The following is a 17,207-nucleotide window of genomic DNA, read 5'->3' on the forward strand; positions in this document are numbered from 1 at the left end:
AACATTCCGTCATATTATTTGCTGGGAAATTCATATGAAAAATCTAGTTTCGCTGGTCGCACTTGCGGTTGCAACTTTTTCAACTCCATCGGTTGCCGCAACCCTGGACGCCGCGGCGGTCAGTGCGGCTCCCTCGGTAGCCGACGCTGAAGCTTTTCTGGCGCGTGCCGAAAAAGACCTGTTCGATTTTTCCGTTGAAGGTGGACGGGTAGCATGGATCAATAGCACCTATATCACCGATGATACCGATGCGCTGGCGGCGAAATATGGAGAAATCGGAACGGAAAAAGCGGTCCAATATGCACTTGAGGCTGCAAAATATCAGAATGTCGCCGGGCTTTCGGCAACAACCAGGCGCAAACTTGATATTCTGCGCGGTGGCTTGGTCCTGCCTGCGCCAACGACACCGGGCGCGGCGAAAGAGCTTGCGGAAATCGCAACCAAGCTGAATTCGGCTTATGGCAAGGGTAAGGGAACGTTAAAGGGTCAGCCGATCAACGGCTCGGATATCGAGGCCGAAATGGGGACCAACCGGAACCCCGAAGAATTGAAGGAAATGTGGGTCAGTTGGCATGATAATGTCGGCACGCCGATGAAGGATGACTATACCCGCATGGCTGGAATTGCCAATAAAGGTGCAAATGAACTGGGCTTTGCCGATCTGGGCGCGATGTGGCGGTCTGGTTATGATATGCCTGCGGACGATTTTGCCAAGCTAACGGATAAGCTGTGGCTAGAGGTGAAGCCGCTTTACGACGAACTTCACACTTATGTTCGCACGCAATTGAACAAGAAATATGGCGAAGCTGTGCAAGGCAATACCGGGCCAATCCGGGCCGATTTGCTCGGCAATATGTGGGCGCAAGAATGGGGCGACATTTATGACGTTGTCGCACCTGCGGGGTCGGGGGATATCGGCTATGATATCGGCGATCTGCTCAAGGCCAAGAAAATAGATGAAGTTGGCATGGTCAAGATTGGCGAAGGGTTTTTCTCGTCGCTAGGTTTTGCGCCGTTGCCTGCAAGTTTCTATGCGCGCTCTCAATTCCTGAAGCCGGCCGATCGTGAAGTGGTGTGCCACGCTTCTGCTTGGGATATCGACAATGTCGATGATTTGCGGATCAAAATGTGCATCAAGATCAATTCGAATGATTTCGTTACGGTGCATCATGAACTGGGCCATAATTATTATCAGCGCGCGTATAACAAGCAGAGCTATCTGCATCTTAACGGTGCCAATGACGGTTTTCATGAAGCGATAGGCGATGCCATCGCGTTGTCGATCACACCCGATTATCTGGTTCAGATTGGCTTGTTGGATGCAGGCAAAGTGCCGAATGCAGACAAGGACAACGGCTTACTCTTGCGTCAGGCAATGGACAAAGTCGCGTTCCTGCCCTTTAGTGTAATCGTCGACAAATGGCGTTGGGGCGTGTTTGCAGGGGATATTAAGCCTGCTGATTACAACACGGCCTGGACCAAATTGCGGACGCAATATCAAGGTATAATGCCGCCGGTTGAGCGGCCCGCAATTGCTTTTGATGCAGGGGCCAAATATCATGTCCCCGGTAACACGCCTTACACGCGCTATTTCCTTGCGCGGATTTTGCAATTCCAATTTTATAAGGCCGCCTGTGATACAGCTGGCTGGAAAGGCCCGCTGCATCGTTGTTCCTTTTATGGCAACAAAGATGTGGGTACCCGTTTGAATGCAATGTTGGAAATGGGCGCGTCGAAACCTTGGCCTGACGCATTGGAAGCATTTACCGGCAGTCGTGAAATGTCAGGTAAAGCGATGATCGAATATTTCGCACCACTGATGAAATGGCTGAAGACACAAAACAAGGGCGCGAAAAAAGGGTGGTGACGGCCACCCCGTCGTTGCCTTGAAAATTAGCGGAATGGTGGTTCGTTAAAGGCCCGAAGTTTTCGGCTGTGCAGACTGTTACCAGCATCGCGCAAAAACTCGCATGTCTGGATACCGATCTGCAAATGCGCTGCAATCGCTTCTTCGTAAAAGCGGTTGGCTTGCCCCGGTAATTTGATTTCACCATGCAACGGTTTGTCCGACACACACAGCAACGTTCCATAAGGAACGCGGAACCGGTAGCCTTGCGCCGCGATAGTCGCCGATTCCATATCGATGGCAATCGCGCGGCTTTGGGAAAAACGCAAGGCTGATGCCGAATAGCGTAGTTCCCAATTGCGGTCGTCGGTTGTCACCACGGTGCCTGTCCGCATCCGCCGCTTCAGGTTCGCGCCGCTTGTGCCCGAAACCCGTTCAGCCGCAGCCGCAAGTGCCTGCTGCACCTCAGCAATTGGCGGGATGGGAATTTCAGGTGGCAATACTTCGTCGAGAATATGGTCATCACGCAAATACGCATGTGCCAGAACATAATCCCCGATCCGTTGCGTTTCGCGCAAGCCGCCGCAATGGCCGATCATCAGCCATGCCTCGGGTCGCATCACAGCCAAATGGTCGCATATGGTCTTGGCGTTCGACGGCCCTACACCGATATTGACCAAGGTAACGCCGGTCCGGTCCGGTGCCATCAAGTGATAGGCCGGCATCTGGTGCCGCCGCCACGTGCTATCCGCGACCAACTGGGCGGCATTGTCCGTTGGTTGATCCACAAACAGGCCGCCTGCGCCAGACAAAGCTGTGTAGCGACCGTTGCCGACTTGAGTGCAAGCCCAGCTTACAAATTCGTCCACATATCGGTGATAGTTGGTGAACAGGATGTAATTTTGGACATGCTCGGCAGGGGCGCCCGTATAATGGCGCAGCCGTGCCAACGAAAAATCGGTTCGCAGGGCATCGAACAACGCAAGCGGCGAATTGTCATTGCCCTTTATCCGAAGCAGACCGTCGGCAATTTCATCGCCAATGTCGGCCAGTTCGGTCGTCGGAAAATATCGCGCCAATTCGCTTGGGCTGGTTGATCCCAATTCAAGGTCTGCCGAACCATCCAAAACATAAGGGAACGGAATTTCCTGACTGCTGCGGCCAACAGAAATTTCAACTTCATATTGTTCGGTGAGAAGGTCGAGTTGTTCGCCGACATAATCGGCAAACATTTCCGGCTTGGTAAAGCTCGTTCGATATGTTCCGACTTTTTCCAATTTGCCAAACGCAAGGTTTGAAACCGCATCCCGTTCCTTACCGCTATATTTGATAATCAGTTCCGGATAGCAAAAATCGCGGCCAAGCCGTTCGCCTTCTGTAGGTACGGTTCCATCTTTAAGGTAACGCGAAAGCGACGATTGAAGGCGTTTTACAGATGCATCATATTCTGAAACAAGCTGTGATATTATGTCATTAGATTCTGTGCTGGGCATATCTATCTGTCGGCGAACTTTGAAAATTTCGCAACAAAAAAGGGAGAGTTGCCCCTCCCTAGATCGCTCAAACCTAAACGCTTTGATGGTTATAATGCTTACCGGAGATCAAAGTTGACCCAGCATATGATCGGCGGAACTCACGTTGAAATCGCCAGGTGCTTCGACATTTACCTGTTCAACCACACCGTCATTGACGACGAGTGAGAAACGCTGGCCACGCTTGCCCATGCCGAAAGCGGTGCCGTCCATTTCCAGTCCCAACGCCGCTGCAAAATCTCCGTTTCCGTCGGCCAGCATGGTGATCGCGTCCGAGCCACCTGCCTTGTTCCATGCGCCTAACACAAAAGCATCATTGACCGCGGTGCAGGCGATTTCATCGATTCCTTTGGCTGCAAGATCATCTGCCTTTTCAACGAAGCCTGGTAAGTGCTTTGCGGAACAAGTCGGGGTGAATGCACCTGGCACCGAGAAAAGTGCGACCCGACGCCCCGCAAAAAAATCGGCGGACTGAACCGGTTGCGGACCTTCTGCTGTGGCCTTGACCAGCTTTACGTCAGGAATTTTGTCTCCAACTGAAATGCTCATAACTGTTACCTTTCAAAGGGGGGGTGTTTGTACTTGTAATCCGAGACGACTGACACCGAGTCAAGTCGGGTCTTTTGCTTTGTGAACGCGGGCTCCGTCAAATTTGCAGGAGGTCCGACATTTCCAAAACATAAGATGCGGTAGTTTCAATCATATGTAAGATTAATTCGCCTTAACCGCACCCGTTGAAAAAACAGTAATCAGAATTGTCAATTATTCCCGAGTTGAACAAGCAAGGGGTAGGGCAAATGATGAAATCGAAAAAATGTTCCGTCGTGTTCGCGGTTGGTATGGCAATATGTTCCCAGCCTGCTCAAGCGTGTTGGACAAATGCAGCTCAGGATGCCGCCAAAATCAAGCATTTGAATACCATGTTGATGGTAACTGCGCTGCGCTGCCGGAATACGCCGGACAATTTCCTGCCGCATTATAATCGGTTCGTTGTAAAACATAACAGTCTTATCGGATCCCAAAATACGGCTCTGAAAGGGCATTTGGCGCAGACTTATGGGGCCAGAGGGGCAGAAGGCGCACTTGACCGGATGTCGATCGGTTACGCCAACAGCTATGGCAACGGCCATAAAAACATGGATTGCAAACAATTGAAGGATTTGGCGTCGAAATTGTCGTCCGAGTCTCATGGGGTCGTGACGATGGCCGCAGCTGCGGACATTGTTATAACAGGGCAATCCTGGTCAGGCCCGGCCTGTCCGGTACGCATCGCCAAGCGCCCCTGAAGGTAGTGATATTCATATAAAGTAATCTTTATATTTGATTTCGTTGAAGGCCAGGGCTATGGGCGGGGCTATTCTACACCCTCCCGGAGAACAAGCCTGTGGCTTTCAACGATTATGTCATTGCCGATATCGGCGAGGCCGATTTTGGCCGTAAAGAAATCAACATCGCCGAAACTGAAATGCCTGGCCTTATGGCTTTGCGTGAAGAGTTTGGTGCGTCGAAACCGTTGAGGGGCGCACGCATCGTAGGTTCGCTGCATATGACGATCCAAACCGCAGTGTTGATTGAAACACTTGTGGATTTGGGCGCCGATGTAAGATGGGCAACCTGCAATATATTTTCGACGCAGGATCATGCCGCCGCAGCAATTGCTGCGCGTGAGATACCCGTTTTCGCTATCAAAGGTGAAAGCCTTTCTGATTATTGGGACTATGTCGGCCGCATTTTCGATTGGGGCGATGACACAACCGCGAATATCATTCTGGACGATGGCGGCGATGCGACCATGTTCGCGCTTTGGGGTGCGAAGCTGGAGCGCGGCGAAAGCTTTGGCGAGCCGGAAAATGAAGAAGAAGTCGAATTCCAGCGCGCTTTGAAGGCTTTTGTCGCGGCAAAGCCCGGCTATCTGACCGAAACCGTCCGTAACTTGAAGGGGGTTTCGGAAGAAACCACCACCGGTGTCCATCGCCTTTACGAAATTGCAAAGAAGGGCGAGCTGCCTTTCCCCGCAATCAACGTCAATGACAGCGTGACCAAGTCGAAATTTGACAATCTATATGGTTGCAAGGAATCGCTCGTCGACGCAATCCGCCGCGCGACCGATGTGATGCTGGCCGGCAAGGTTGCGTGCGTTGCCGGGTTCGGCGATGTGGGCAAGGGTTCGGCCCAGTCGTTGCGTAATGGTGGCGCGCGTGTGATGGTTACCGAAGTCGACCCGATCTGCGCGCTTCAGGCCGCGATGGAAGGCTTTGAAGTCGTCACGATGGAAGAAGCTGTAACCCGGGCCGATATTTTTTGCACCGCGACCGGAAATGCGGACGTTATAACCGCCGAGCATATGATGAACATGAAGCCGATGAGCATTGTGTGCAACATCGGCCATTTCGACAGCGAAATCCAGATTTCGGCCTTGTCCAATTACAACTGGAACGAAGTGAAGCCGGGGACTGATCTCGTTGAATTCCCTGATGGCAAGCAGATCATTATATTGGCCAAGGGGCGACTGGTGAATCTGGGTTGCGCGACCGGTCATCCCAGCTTTGTGATGTCGTCAAGTTTTACCAATCAGGTACTGGCGCAGATCGAACTATGGACGAACGGGGCCAACTACAAAAACGAAGTTTATGTTCTGCCTAAACATCTCGATGAAAAGGTGGCTATGCTCCATCTCGAAAAATTGGGTGTGAAGCTCTCCAAGCTGACGCCAAAACAGGCCAGTTATATCGGTGTTTCGACTGAAGGGCCGTTCAAGCCGGACCACTATCGCTATTGATCGCATACAAATTTTTGCGGTTCGAAAAGACCCGCTGCGGAAACGTGGCGGGTTTTTTGTTGCGCCGCGCACCCTTTCAGGCATTAGCAAATAAATGAAAACGCGAAGGATGATGGACAAATGACGGGCGAGGGCCTGCCAATTGCACTGATAGGCATATTGATGGCGCTTTGGCTCGTTGGAGCGACTGTCGCCGTTTGGATTGGCCTGTCTATGCGGCGGCAGTCGCAAAAAATGCTGCGCCAGACATCGCGTTTGGCCCGGTTACTGGAGACCGCGCCAGCATTCCCGGTTGTTGTAAAAGGCGACGGACGGATCGAGGCCGCGGACCGTTTTTCGAGATTGATGGGATTATCCAAACCTGCCGCCACACTGACTGACCTTGGGGGACATATCGATGGCGGGTTAAGCAGCAAGGATCTGGCGCTGCTTGAAGAGAAGGTGCGTGAAACTCAGCGGACCGGAAAAGACTTTACATTACCGCTTCCTATCGCAGGCTCGCAACGGAGACTGTTGGTAGTTGGCGCTATTGCAGACACCGTGATTTACCCGAATGGTGCGGCGCTTCTGTGGTTTTTTGATTCTACAGAAAGCCTGCGCCAACTTGAGGCACGAACGGACGAGTCGGAAAAGGCAAGAGCAGCCTTTACAGCGTTGGCCGGACTTATCGAATCCGCACCTTTGCCTATGTGGCATCGTAGCCCTGACATGTCGCTCAACTTCGTAAACGTCGCGTATGTTGAGGCTGTCGGAGCTTCTGATGGGCTTCAGGTCGTGCAAGACGGGATCGAGTTGCTGGAGGCCGAGAATGGGAAAAGCGCGGCTGCTTTTGCCAGAGAAGCAATGGAAAAGGGCGAGAAAATTGAACGCATCGTGTCGGCGACGCTGGGTGAGGAACGGCGGCAATTGCGCGTGTTCGATGTTCCTTTGGGCGAAGCCGGTCAGGCAGGGGTTGCGGGTCTGGCCATTGATATTCAGGATTTAACCACCGCCCGTAACGAATTTCGGCAACTGTCCGATGCACAACGCCATTTGCTGAATATGATGTCTGCCGGGGTCGTCCAATTCGGATCGGATTACACGTTAAGTTTTGCCAATTTGCCCTTTCAGCGCGTGTTCGCGTTTCGCGACCAATGGCTGACCGAGAAACCTGAGTTTGCTCGCGTCCTCGATCGAATGCGTGAAAATGGCAAGCTACCCGAAGTGCGCGACTTTCCGGCATGGCGCGGTGAGAGGGAGAGCTGGTTTCGCAATCCGGAACCGAGTGAAGAGAATTGGCTGTTACCCGATGGAACCCATTTGCGGGTGTTGGCGCAACCGGTTCCCGACGGCGGCCTGCTTTTGATATTTGAGGATCGGACGGAACAGGCCCAATTGGCGAGCGCGCGCGACATTTTGTTGCGGGTAAGAACAGCGACATTCGATAATCTATTCGAGGCAATTGCGGTATTTGCAGCCGACGGACGGATTAGTATTTGGAACCGGCTCTTCGCGGAAACCTGGGGCTTGCCGGACGATCTATTGATCAAACATCCACGACTGGACGAAATTCTTCCGCTCATGGCAAAGCATCTGAAAAAGCCGTCACAGATTTCGATAATCGGCGAGCTTGTTCGAATGACAACCGCCAATCGTGAACAACGCCGCAGCAAGGCAGCATTTGCCGATGAACGCATATTCCAGATCGCGACAATTCCGCTGCCGGATGGCAATGCCTTGTTCACGATGTTGGATATGTCGGATGGTCTAAAGATCGAACAAGCGTTGCGCGACCGCAATGCAGCGTTGCAAGAGGCCGATGGGATCAAGGCCAGATTCCTTGCGAACATGAGCTATGAATTCCGAACTCCGCTGACGTCGATTAGCGGTTTTGCAGATCTGTTAAAAGCCGGCGTTGCTGGGCCATTGAACACTCAAGCTACGGAGTATGTAGAGGCAATTTTGTCGTCGGCGGAACGTCTGTCGGAACAGATAAATACTGTTCTGGACTATAGCCAGAGCGAAGCCGGGGCGATGCCAATTGCCCGTGAAAATGTCGATGTTAAAAAATTGTTTGCGGACGTGGCTGATGCAAAGGCAGTCTTTGCAAAGGAGCGCGGTGTGGCGCTACAGTTGCGGTTGGATGAAGCAAAGGGAACATTTTTTCTCGATCCCAAACGCATTGGTCAGGCGGTCAGTCAAATACTTGATAATGCCATCCGCTATCATGAGCCAGATGGAGAGGTTTTGTTATTTGTCCGGAATAGTCCCGATTTGCTTGAAATTATTGTTTCGGACAACGGGCCGGGAATGAGCGCCGAAGACCAACAGATGCTTTCGGGTGACAGCCGAAAATCATCGCAGTCTGCGGATGACTCGATTTTGCAAGGACTTGGGCTGCCGCTCGCCAAGCAATTAATCGAGACGCATCAAGGCACGTTCAATATGGAGTCCAAACCTGGCGAAGGTTTAACGATCATAATGACTATACCCGGTCGATGAATTTCAAATCCGAAGATGAATTGCGGGCCTTTGGGCGACAGTTGGCAAAGCAATTGCGCGACGGTGACTGGGTGTCGATCAACGGCCCTTTGGGCGCGGGCAAAACCGTGTTGTGCTCCGGCATTCTTCAAGGACTGGGTTTTTCCGGCGAAGTTGCGAGTCCGTCTTATGCGATCGTCCATCAATATGATCCACCCGAGGTCTCTATTGCGGTGGCGCACGCGGATTTGTATCGTCTTGATGATGTCGCGGAGCTTGAAGAGATCGGCCTTGCCGAAGAACGCAGCGGCCGGATAACGTTGGTGGAATGGGCTGAACGGGCGGGTGCCGATTATACATTGCCGACAATCAGCATATCAATAGAACCACAAGCGGATGGAACCCGCGAAGTGAAAATGAAAATGGACGAGAATGAAGCCACAAACTGAACTTAATTTGCCATCTGGTTTGGACGATTTTCTGCAACAATCCGGCTGGGAGCGATCGATCGTTCAGCCGTTGCCTAGCGATGCGTCTTTCCGGCGATATTTTCGGGTTTCCGATTCCGCAAATGGCAATGCCATGTTGATGGATGCTCCTCCGCCGCATGAAAACCCGGGCCCCTTTATTGACGTGGCTGAGTATCTGACTGGCCACGGATTTCGCGCGCCAAAAATCTTCTCCAAGAATTTGGATCGTGGATTTGTGTTGATTGAAGATTTCGGAGACCGAAGGATGCGAGAGCATCTGGACGCTCAACCTGCCGATGAAGCTCGGATTTATATGCAGGCTATCGATACTCTCATCAACCTGGCGCACACCGAATGTGCCGATTTGCCGCCTTATGATGAAGCTTCCTATCTACGCGAAGTCCGTTTGCTGACCGAATGGTATCTGCCCGCGATGCAGATCGACTTCGATCAATCGGAATTCGACCGGATGTGGAACGATGCGCTGGCGCCAGTCGCAGGCACGCAGGTTGTTACTGTCTTGCGTGATTATCATGCGGAAAATATCATGCTTCTGGACGATGGTACGCAAGGCTTGATCGATTTTCAGGACGCGCTGATCGGACATCCTGCCTATGATTTGGTGTCATTGCTTCAGGATGCGCGACGGCACGTATCGGCAGAACTGGAAACCGAAATGCTGGATTATTACATCACGCGGGCTGAACCAGATTATGATTTCGGGCATCACTACGCCCTGATTGGTGCACAGCGGAATACCAAGATTATCGGCATATTCACCCGGTTATGGAAACGCGACGGAAAGTTGCGCTATCTGGATTTCCTTCCCCGAATGTGGGCATTACTCGAGCGCGATTTGAACCACCCGCAACTCGCGGCACTCAAAAACTGGTTCGACACCTATATCCCGAAAGATATCCGGAAAATCGCGCCGAATACGCTGGGTACGGAATGATCCGAAAAGTAAACACCGCCATGATTATGGCCGCCGGCAAGGGCACGCGGATGATGCCATTGACTGCGGATCGACCGAAGCCTTTGATCGAGGTGGCTGGCACGGCGTTGCTGGATCATGTGCTGGACCATCTTCGTGACGCTGGTGTCGGCCGGATCGTGATCAACGCCCATTATCGTGCGTCTCAGGTCGAAGACCATATGGCCGCCCATGCCGCCGATTTTCAGGTGGCCCTTTCAGATGAGCGCGATCTGTTGCTGGATACCGGGGGCGGGTTGATTCGGGCACTGCCGCTGATTTCGGGCGACCCTTTCATATGCGTGAATGCCGACAATTGGTGGACAAATGATGAGGAAAACGCCTTCACCCGCCTTATGTCGGCGTGGAATGGCGAAGCCATGGACGTCCTCATGCTGCTCATTCCCTATGCCGAAGCAAACAATACGCAGGGGCAGGGCGACTTTGATTTGGATGGCGATGGCCGATTGTCTCGCAGGAAACCCGGTCAACAGGCAGCCTATGTGTGGACGGGAATTCAAATACTGTCGAAGGCCCTTATCATCGATCCGCCGTCCGATGTATTTTCGACCAATGTCTTTTGGGATCGTGCGATATCCAAAGGGCGTTGCTATGGTCTCGTGCATCGTGGTCTTTGGTTCGATGTCGGATATCCAGACGCGATCACGGCAACCGAAGCGAAATTGATGAACCATGCACAGCGTTGAACCCGCGCATAGGGGTACACGTGTCTTCACGGTTCCTTTAGGCTCGGATTTTTGCGACACGACGGTGAGTTATATAATTGCGCAATGCGGTGACGATCCGCTGGCGATCACCCGTACTACTTTGTTATTGCCGAACAACCGTGCGATAAAGGCGATGACTGAAGCTTTTGTGCGGCGGGTTTCACCGGGACTGTTGTTGCCTAAGATGGTCGCCATTGGCGACCTTGCGTTGGACGAAGCGCTTGGACCGATTTTGGACCCGATGACAGACGAAGGTATCGTTTGGCCCGTTATCAATCCAACAAAACGAGTTCTGCTATTGGCTGAATTGGTGATGAAGAACCGGCCAAAGGACAAGGCTGTTTCTTCAGCAGAATCTCTACGCCTTGCGCGCAAACTGGCGGAAATGATCGACGAGCTGGAAATTGAACAGGTCGATTTTCACCGCCTCGGCGCCCCTGAAGATGCGAGCGAATTGCAGGACCATTGGCAAAAGGCCTATGGCCAGATCGCGCAGATTATCCCTGCCTATCGCGCGGCACTAGAGCAGGAAAAGCTCCTAGGTCCGGCTGAGCGGCGTAATATCCTGCTAGGCAGGATGGAGCAGCGTCTGCGCGACTATCCGCCGCACGTGCCGATGATTGCCGCCGGGATTACTACATCCGCCGTTGCTGTTGCGAATCTTTTGCGCAGGATTGCCCGGTTGGCGCACGGATCGGTCGTTTTGCCCGGTCTGGATATGCACATGCCCGATTCCGAGTGGGACGCGCTCCGTCCCCAAATACGGGAAGACAGCACACCGCAACCGCCCCGTAACTTCGAAGTACATCCGCAATTTCACCTGCGTCTACTGCTCGACCGCATGGGTGTCCGACGCGATGAGGTTGCCCCTATTCCCGGAAGCAATGCGTCGGATGTCGGGCTTGCGCTGACCGATATTTTCTGTTTGCCTACGCAAAGCACCCATTGGCGTGACTTGCCGCACGGGCGGAAGAAATTGCGCCATGTGCAACTGATTGAAACCGACGATAGCGCGAAAGAGGCCAAGATGATTGCGGTTCTTGTCCGGCAAAGGCTGGAGCAACCGGGACAGCGGACGGCCATCATTACGCCCGATCGCGAAATCGCCATGCGCGTAGCTTCGCAATTGCGGCGCTGGGGCATAATGGTGGACGACAGTGCGGGTAAACCGCTGCTTCAAGCGCCTGAAGGAGCATTATTTCTGGCACTCGCCCAAACGGTTGCCCATCGTTTTACGGCAACCGACATCCTGGAAGTGGCGAAACATCCGCTGGTCCATATGGGACAGGACCGCCTCTTGTGGTTGGACCGGACGCGTCAGTTTGATGCAGCGGTGCGTGGGCCAGCAGCCGGCGTTGACATTCATGCATTTGCGGACCGGATTGCCGACTTAAAAGATGAGACGCTCAATACATGGTGGGCGGACTATACCAATGAACTCCAGAAATTGGAGGATGGGTTCAAGGACGGTTTGGCCGCGGCGCTTGAAGCTTTGAAACAGGTAGCAGACCGGTTGACCGGTGGCCAGATCTGGAAAGGAACCGCCGGGCGGGAATTAGCGCGTGCCTTGTCTGAACTCGCGGAATGTAATCTGTCAGCTGTTAAGCTGGACGACCGTAGCGCTTTGCCCGCGATTTTGCGCGAATTGCTCGCAGGGTTGGTGGTGCGACCTCCCTATGGCGGGCACCCGCGCGTCGCAATCTATGGTCTGCTTGAGGCGCGTTTGCAGCAGGCCGATCTCGTGATTTGTGCGGGACTCAACGAAATGACCTGGCCGCAAATTGCCCAGCCTGATCCCTGGCTTGCCCCTGCTATCCGGCGTCAATTGGGGCTGGCAACGCTGGATCGCAATATTGGCCTGTCGGCGCACGATTTGGCTGCTGCGTTGGGGGGCAAGCAGGTAGTGCTGACCCGGGCGCGGCGTGACCGGAGCGGACCTACCGTGGCGTCTCGCTTCTTGCTGCGGATGAAGGCATTTTTGGGCGCGCAATTGGAGGTTGACACTGTCACCCCGCAACTCGTCGCGCTGCTCGATGCGCCGACGGAAAAAGTCGACTTCGCACCCCGGCCCAAGCCGATGCCATCGCCGGCGCAGCGGCGGGTGAAATTGTCGGTTACCGATTTCGACCAGCTCAAGTCCGATCCCTATTCTTTCTACGCCAAGCGCGTGTTGAGATTGCGTCCCATGGACCCCGTTGATGCCGAGCCCGACCATAAATGGCGCGGTATTTTGGTACATGATATTTTGGAAAAATGGTTTTGGCAGGATGGATGCGATCCAGATGGCCTGATAAAGCGGGCGGATGCCTTGCTAACCAATGGGGCGCTCGATCCGATCCTGAGGACGCTTTGGCAACCACGGGTTGCACAAGGACTGCTCTGGATCGCCGAGGAAACACAGCGGTTGCGCGTAGAGGAAGGGCGGCAACTTCTGATCGCGGAGAAGGAGGGCACGTTCGAGTTGCTGGGTCTGCGTATCACCGGCAGGGCCGACCGGATTGATGCTTCGGCGGATGGCGACCTAATCATCATGGATTATAAAAACGGTGGCCCACCCAAGCCGAAACAGATCAACGCAGGGTTTGCCCTACAGCTCGGCCTGATTGGGTTGATGGCTGAACGCGGGGCAATAGAGAATGTCCACGGAACTGCGCGGGGCTTTGAATATTGGAGCCTCTCGAAAGACACGAAACGGGGCGGTTTCGGATTTATTGCCCATGCCACGGCCACAAAAGCCAATGACAAGCGAAAAGCTGCCGAGGATTTTGTCAGCTTCATTGCGGGTCAGGCGGAAGAGGCGCTTCAGCTCTGGATTTTGGGCACCGCGCCTTTCATCGCAAAATTGCATCCTGAATTTTCCAATTACGCCGATTATGACCAGCTCATGCGGATGCAGGAATGGGACGGACGTCAGTCCATTTCGGAGGCATCGCAGGCGTGACCGAATCCGAAAAGCACAAGCCGCTCCACGCGCTGATCCCAGCGCAGCTCGCCGCGGTGCAGCCCGAGGATAATATCTGGCTCAGCGCATCGGCGGGAACTGGCAAAACGCAGGTGCTGACCGCGCGCGTGCTTCGGTTATTGTTGGTCGACGGCGTCGAGCCCGAAAATTTGCTGTGTATTACCTTCACCAAAGCTGGTGCCGCCGAAATGGCGGAGCGCATCAACCAGCGGCTTGCCTCGTGGGTGCAGCTTGATGACAAGCTACTTTTTGCCGATCTAGAGGCAATCGGGGCCAAATCCATACCGGATTATCGCCAGCGGGCCAGCAAGCTATTCGCCAAAGTGCTTGATGCCCCGCATGGTGGACTGCAGATTTTGACGATCCACAGCTTTTGCCAGTCCTTGTTGGGCAGCTTTCCCGAAGAAGCTGGTCTTGTTCCCGGCTTCAAACCGGTTGAAGGCGCCGAGCAGCAATTGCTGCTGCGCGAAGCATTGGCAAATATGGTGATTGCTGCAGAGGCCACGGGGGATCAGGACCTAATTCGCAGCCTGCAAGATATGAGCCTTGTCATGGGTGAGGCCGCGGCGGAAAAATTCCTCGCGAAATGTGCGTCGGTTCCCGATGTGATGGCCGCTATACCGGAAGGCTCGGGTGCCGCAGTCTGGGCGCGTCATGTGGCGGGGGTGACTTTTGAAGGTTCGCCCGGGGAAATGCTTGAACATGCTTTGGCGGACCCGAATATCAGCCGTGAAGATATTAAATGGATTGCAGACCAAAACCTCGCATGGGGCAAGGGCAAAAGCGAAAGTCGCGGAGGGAAAAGGGCGCAAACACTTTACGACTGGCTGGCAATGACTCCGCCGCAAAGAGCCGCAGCATTTCCGACATTGCATCGTTGCTGGTCGAACGCCAGCGATGGCCCAATGGTGTCGTCAGCCAATCACACGCCGATAGACGATGCCTATCGTGACTTGGCGCAAGATTTGTACGATTGGACCAAGTCCATTGCCGACCATCTCGTTCGCGCAGAATATGCCGAACGTCTTGCCAGCGCCCTGTTGGTCGGCAAACGGCTTGCTTATTATTATAGCCGCGCCAAGCATGAACGCGGCGTCATCGACTTTGACGACATGATCCGCCGGACAGCAGAATTGTTGACCAGTAGCGAAATGGCGCAATGGATCCGATTCAAGCTAGACCGGCAAATCGACCATATTTTGGTCGATGAGGCGCAGGATACAAACAAGGCGCAATGGGACATTGTGAATGCACTGGCCTCCGATTTTTTCAGCGGTATGGGCCAGCGCGCCGAAAAAGAGCGGACTATTTTTGCGGTCGGGGATTTCAAACAGGCGATCTACGGATTTCAGGGAACCAACCCGAAACGCTATGAGGAAGCGGGGCATCAATTTGCCGCCGATATTGCCGGTGCAGGGGGCGAACTGGCACGTTTGACACTTTCGCAATCCTTTCGATCGACAACGCCTGTGCTTGATCTCGTCAATGCCCTGATTTCGACGGTCGGCAGCACGGAATTCGGAATCTCTGATCCGGTGCCCGTTCATTATAGCCAAATGCTGTCCGAGGTCGGGCTGGTCGAACTGCTTGCACCTATTTCACCCAAGGAAGACGTGGATGAGGGACCGGACGAGCAAGAAGAATGGGTTCCCAACCAGAAGCGGGAATTGGCGATCAAGCTGGCTGATTATGCTCAGGAGTTGATTGATCAACGACCTTGGCTTTCGACACAGAAGCGGCATCTTGAACCAGGAGACATCATGTTCCTGATGCGTAGCCGCGGGGATATTGCTTCCTTGCTGGTCGCGCAATTGCATAAGCGCAACGTGCCGGTGGCGGGCGTCGACCGTCTGCGTCTGGCGCAACCGCTCGCGGTGCAGGATATGCTCGCCGCGATCCGTTTCGTGTTGCAGCCGGAGGATAATCTCAGCCTTGCGTGCATCCTGGTCTCGCCCATCATCGGATGGACGCAGGATCAGCTTTTGGAATATGGCTATCGTGAAGAAAAAGGGATCAGCCTGTGGCAGCGTTTGCGCCAGCAGCCGTCGATTGCCCTCGAGATTGAACCTCTTCGTGCGATGCTGGATGCGGCCGATTATGTGACCGTCTATGATTTCCTGGAAGATATTCTGTCCGGACCGATCGCCGCTCGACGTAAATTTGTCGAGCGTTTGGGAACCGAAGCGCTGGTGCCAATTGAAGAAATGCTCAACATTGCCTTGCTGTTTCAACAGCAACAGGGTGGGGGCTTGCAAAGCTTTCTGAACTGGTTCGAAAAAGGCGAGAATGTCATCAAGCGTGAGGGCGAAAGCGGCGCGAACGAGGTGCGGGTGATGACCGTGCACGGATCCAAAGGGCTGCAAGCGCCCGTGGTCATTCTGGCTGACACTACTTATGATCCGAGAAAAAAGCCTGAACAGACATCCGAACTGCTTATCGACGAAGGGAGAAATGTCCCCTTATTGCCCATCCGCAGCGCCGAGAAGTCTGGGAAATTGCTCGATCTTATGACATTGCAAGAAGGTCGAGAATTGCAAGAGCATCGCCGTCTGCTTTACGTCGCCGTCACCCGCGCGGAAGAAAGGCTGATCATGGGCGGCGCACTGGGTGGACAGAAAAAGGGCGTCGCACCCGCCGACAGTTGGTACTTGATGCTGGAGGGTGCGATGCGAGCACTCGGTTGCGATTGGGAAGATGACGCTCGCTGGGGACGGGTCATGCGGCATAAAGGCGCACAGGGTATTGCCGCATCACCACAAAGCGGGACCGCAGTCGTCAGCGGCGCTAGTGACACGCCGGCGGACTCACCCGCATGGCTGTTTGCCCAAGCGCCACAGGAAACCCGGCCGCCTCGTCCTCTTGTCCCTTCGCGGCTTGAAGATGACGAATATGGCGATGCGCCGCCGTCACCCGCAATGCAGGCTGCTGCCACGCGTGGCAAGATATTGCATGCGCTGTTCGAAAGGGTCACGGACGAGGGATCGCTGGCTGCGGCCGCTCGGTGGCTGGATATGACCGTGCGCGATCCGGAAATCGATAAACAACAGATTTTGCAGGCGGTCGCGGCAGTGGTGCATAATCCTGATTGGGCTGGTTTCTTCCAGCCACCTGCGCAGGCCGAAGTTCCATTGGCTGCATTGGTCGGCGAAACCGTGATTACGGGTCGTATTGACCGGTTGATCGTCGAACCTGAACGGGTGCGTCTTGTTGATTTCAAGACCGGACGGTCGGTTCCGGCCGATGAATCCGGCGTTATCACGCCCTATTTGCGGCAAATGGCACATTATGTTGCTGCGCTGGAAGCCATTTTCCCTGACAGGGTGGTGGAGGCATCGTTGCTTTACACCCATGCTCCGCGTCTCATTATGTTGCCCGATGCGCTTTTGGCGCCGCACAAACCAGCCTCCACCCTATAAAAGCAATTCTATCGCCACGCTGCCTTGCCAGCATTGACCGC

11 protein-coding genes are annotated in these 17,207 nt (G+C 54.0%); 9 read left to right on the top strand and 2 right to left on the bottom strand.

Annotated elements, in window-relative coordinates; genetic code table 11:
- Nucleotides 1–34: 34 nt before the first annotated feature.
- On the top strand, nt 35–1,867 hold the full coding sequence (locus ACEW72_RS03150; RefSeq protein ID WP_373474927.1) for a M2 family metallopeptidase: 1,833 nt from the start codon (nt 35–37) through the stop codon (nt 1,865–1,867).
- Between the two features lie 26 nt (nt 1,868–1,893).
- On the opposite strand, the gene ACEW72_RS03155 is transcribed toward ACEW72_RS03150, so the two are convergent.
- Nucleotides 1,894–3,339, bottom strand: coding sequence for an AMP nucleosidase (locus ACEW72_RS03155; protein WP_373474928.1), 1,446 nt, complete (start codon nt 3,337–3,339; stop codon nt 1,894–1,896).
- Nucleotides 3,340–3,447: 108 nt separating this feature from the next.
- A complete protein-coding gene (locus ACEW72_RS03160) occupies nt 3,448–3,927 on the bottom strand; it encodes a peroxiredoxin (RefSeq protein WP_373474929.1) in 480 nt (159 codons plus the stop codon).
- Between the two features lie 248 nt (nt 3,928–4,175).
- Between ACEW72_RS03160 and ACEW72_RS03165 the strand changes: the two genes are divergently transcribed.
- The 8 genes from ACEW72_RS03165 (at nt 4,176) to addA (ending at nt 17,166) form a co-directional block, all read left to right on the top strand.
- Entirely contained in the window at nt 4,176–4,664 is a 489-nt protein-coding gene (locus tag ACEW72_RS03165) for an S-adenosyl-L-homocysteine hydrolase (RefSeq protein ID WP_373474930.1), read from the top strand.
- Between the two features lie 98 nt (nt 4,665–4,762).
- Nucleotides 4,763–6,157 carry an adenosylhomocysteinase gene (gene ahcY, locus ACEW72_RS03170; RefSeq protein ID WP_373474931.1) on the top strand — a complete coding sequence of 465 codons (1,395 nt, stop codon included), beginning with the start codon at nt 4,763–4,765 and terminating at the stop codon, nt 6,155–6,157.
- A 120-nt stretch (nt 6,158–6,277) separates the two neighbouring features.
- Nucleotides 6,278–8,638, top strand: a complete 2,361-nt coding sequence (locus ACEW72_RS03175) for a PAS-domain containing protein (protein WP_373474932.1) — start codon at nt 6,278–6,280, stop codon at nt 8,636–8,638.
- Nucleotides 8,635–9,066: a tRNA (adenosine(37)-N6)-threonylcarbamoyltransferase complex ATPase subunit type 1 TsaE gene (tsaE, locus tag ACEW72_RS03180; RefSeq protein ID WP_373474933.1), complete on the top strand. Its 432-nt coding sequence runs from the start codon at nt 8,635–8,637 to the stop codon at nt 9,064–9,066. Before ACEW72_RS03175 ends, tsaE begins: the two co-directional genes overlap by 4 nt.
- Nucleotides 9,050–10,042, top strand: coding sequence for an aminoglycoside phosphotransferase family protein (locus tag ACEW72_RS03185; RefSeq protein ID WP_373474934.1), 993 nt, complete (start codon nt 9,050–9,052; stop codon nt 10,040–10,042). Before tsaE ends, ACEW72_RS03185 begins: the two co-directional genes overlap by 17 nt.
- The gene (locus ACEW72_RS03190) at nt 10,039–10,767 is read left to right on the top strand and encodes a nucleotidyltransferase family protein (protein WP_373474935.1); all 729 of its coding nucleotides are present in this window, start codon (nt 10,039–10,041) and stop codon (nt 10,765–10,767) included. Before ACEW72_RS03185 ends, ACEW72_RS03190 begins: the two co-directional genes overlap by 4 nt.
- Complete coding sequence (addB, locus tag ACEW72_RS03195) at nt 10,754–13,729, top strand: double-strand break repair protein AddB (RefSeq protein WP_373474936.1); 2,976 nt, start codon at nt 10,754–10,756, stop codon at nt 13,727–13,729. The genes ACEW72_RS03190 and addB overlap by 14 nt, the downstream gene beginning before the upstream one ends.
- The gene (gene addA / locus ACEW72_RS03200) at nt 13,726–17,166 is read left to right on the top strand and encodes a double-strand break repair helicase AddA (protein WP_373474937.1); all 3,441 of its coding nucleotides are present in this window, start codon (nt 13,726–13,728) and stop codon (nt 17,164–17,166) included. Before addB ends, addA begins: the two co-directional genes overlap by 4 nt.
- Nucleotides 17,167–17,207: the final 41 nt, after the last annotated feature.

This window comes from Sphingorhabdus sp., from assembly GCF_041737645.1.
Taxonomy (GTDB): domain Bacteria; phylum Pseudomonadota; class Alphaproteobacteria; order Sphingomonadales; family Sphingomonadaceae; genus Sphingorhabdus_B.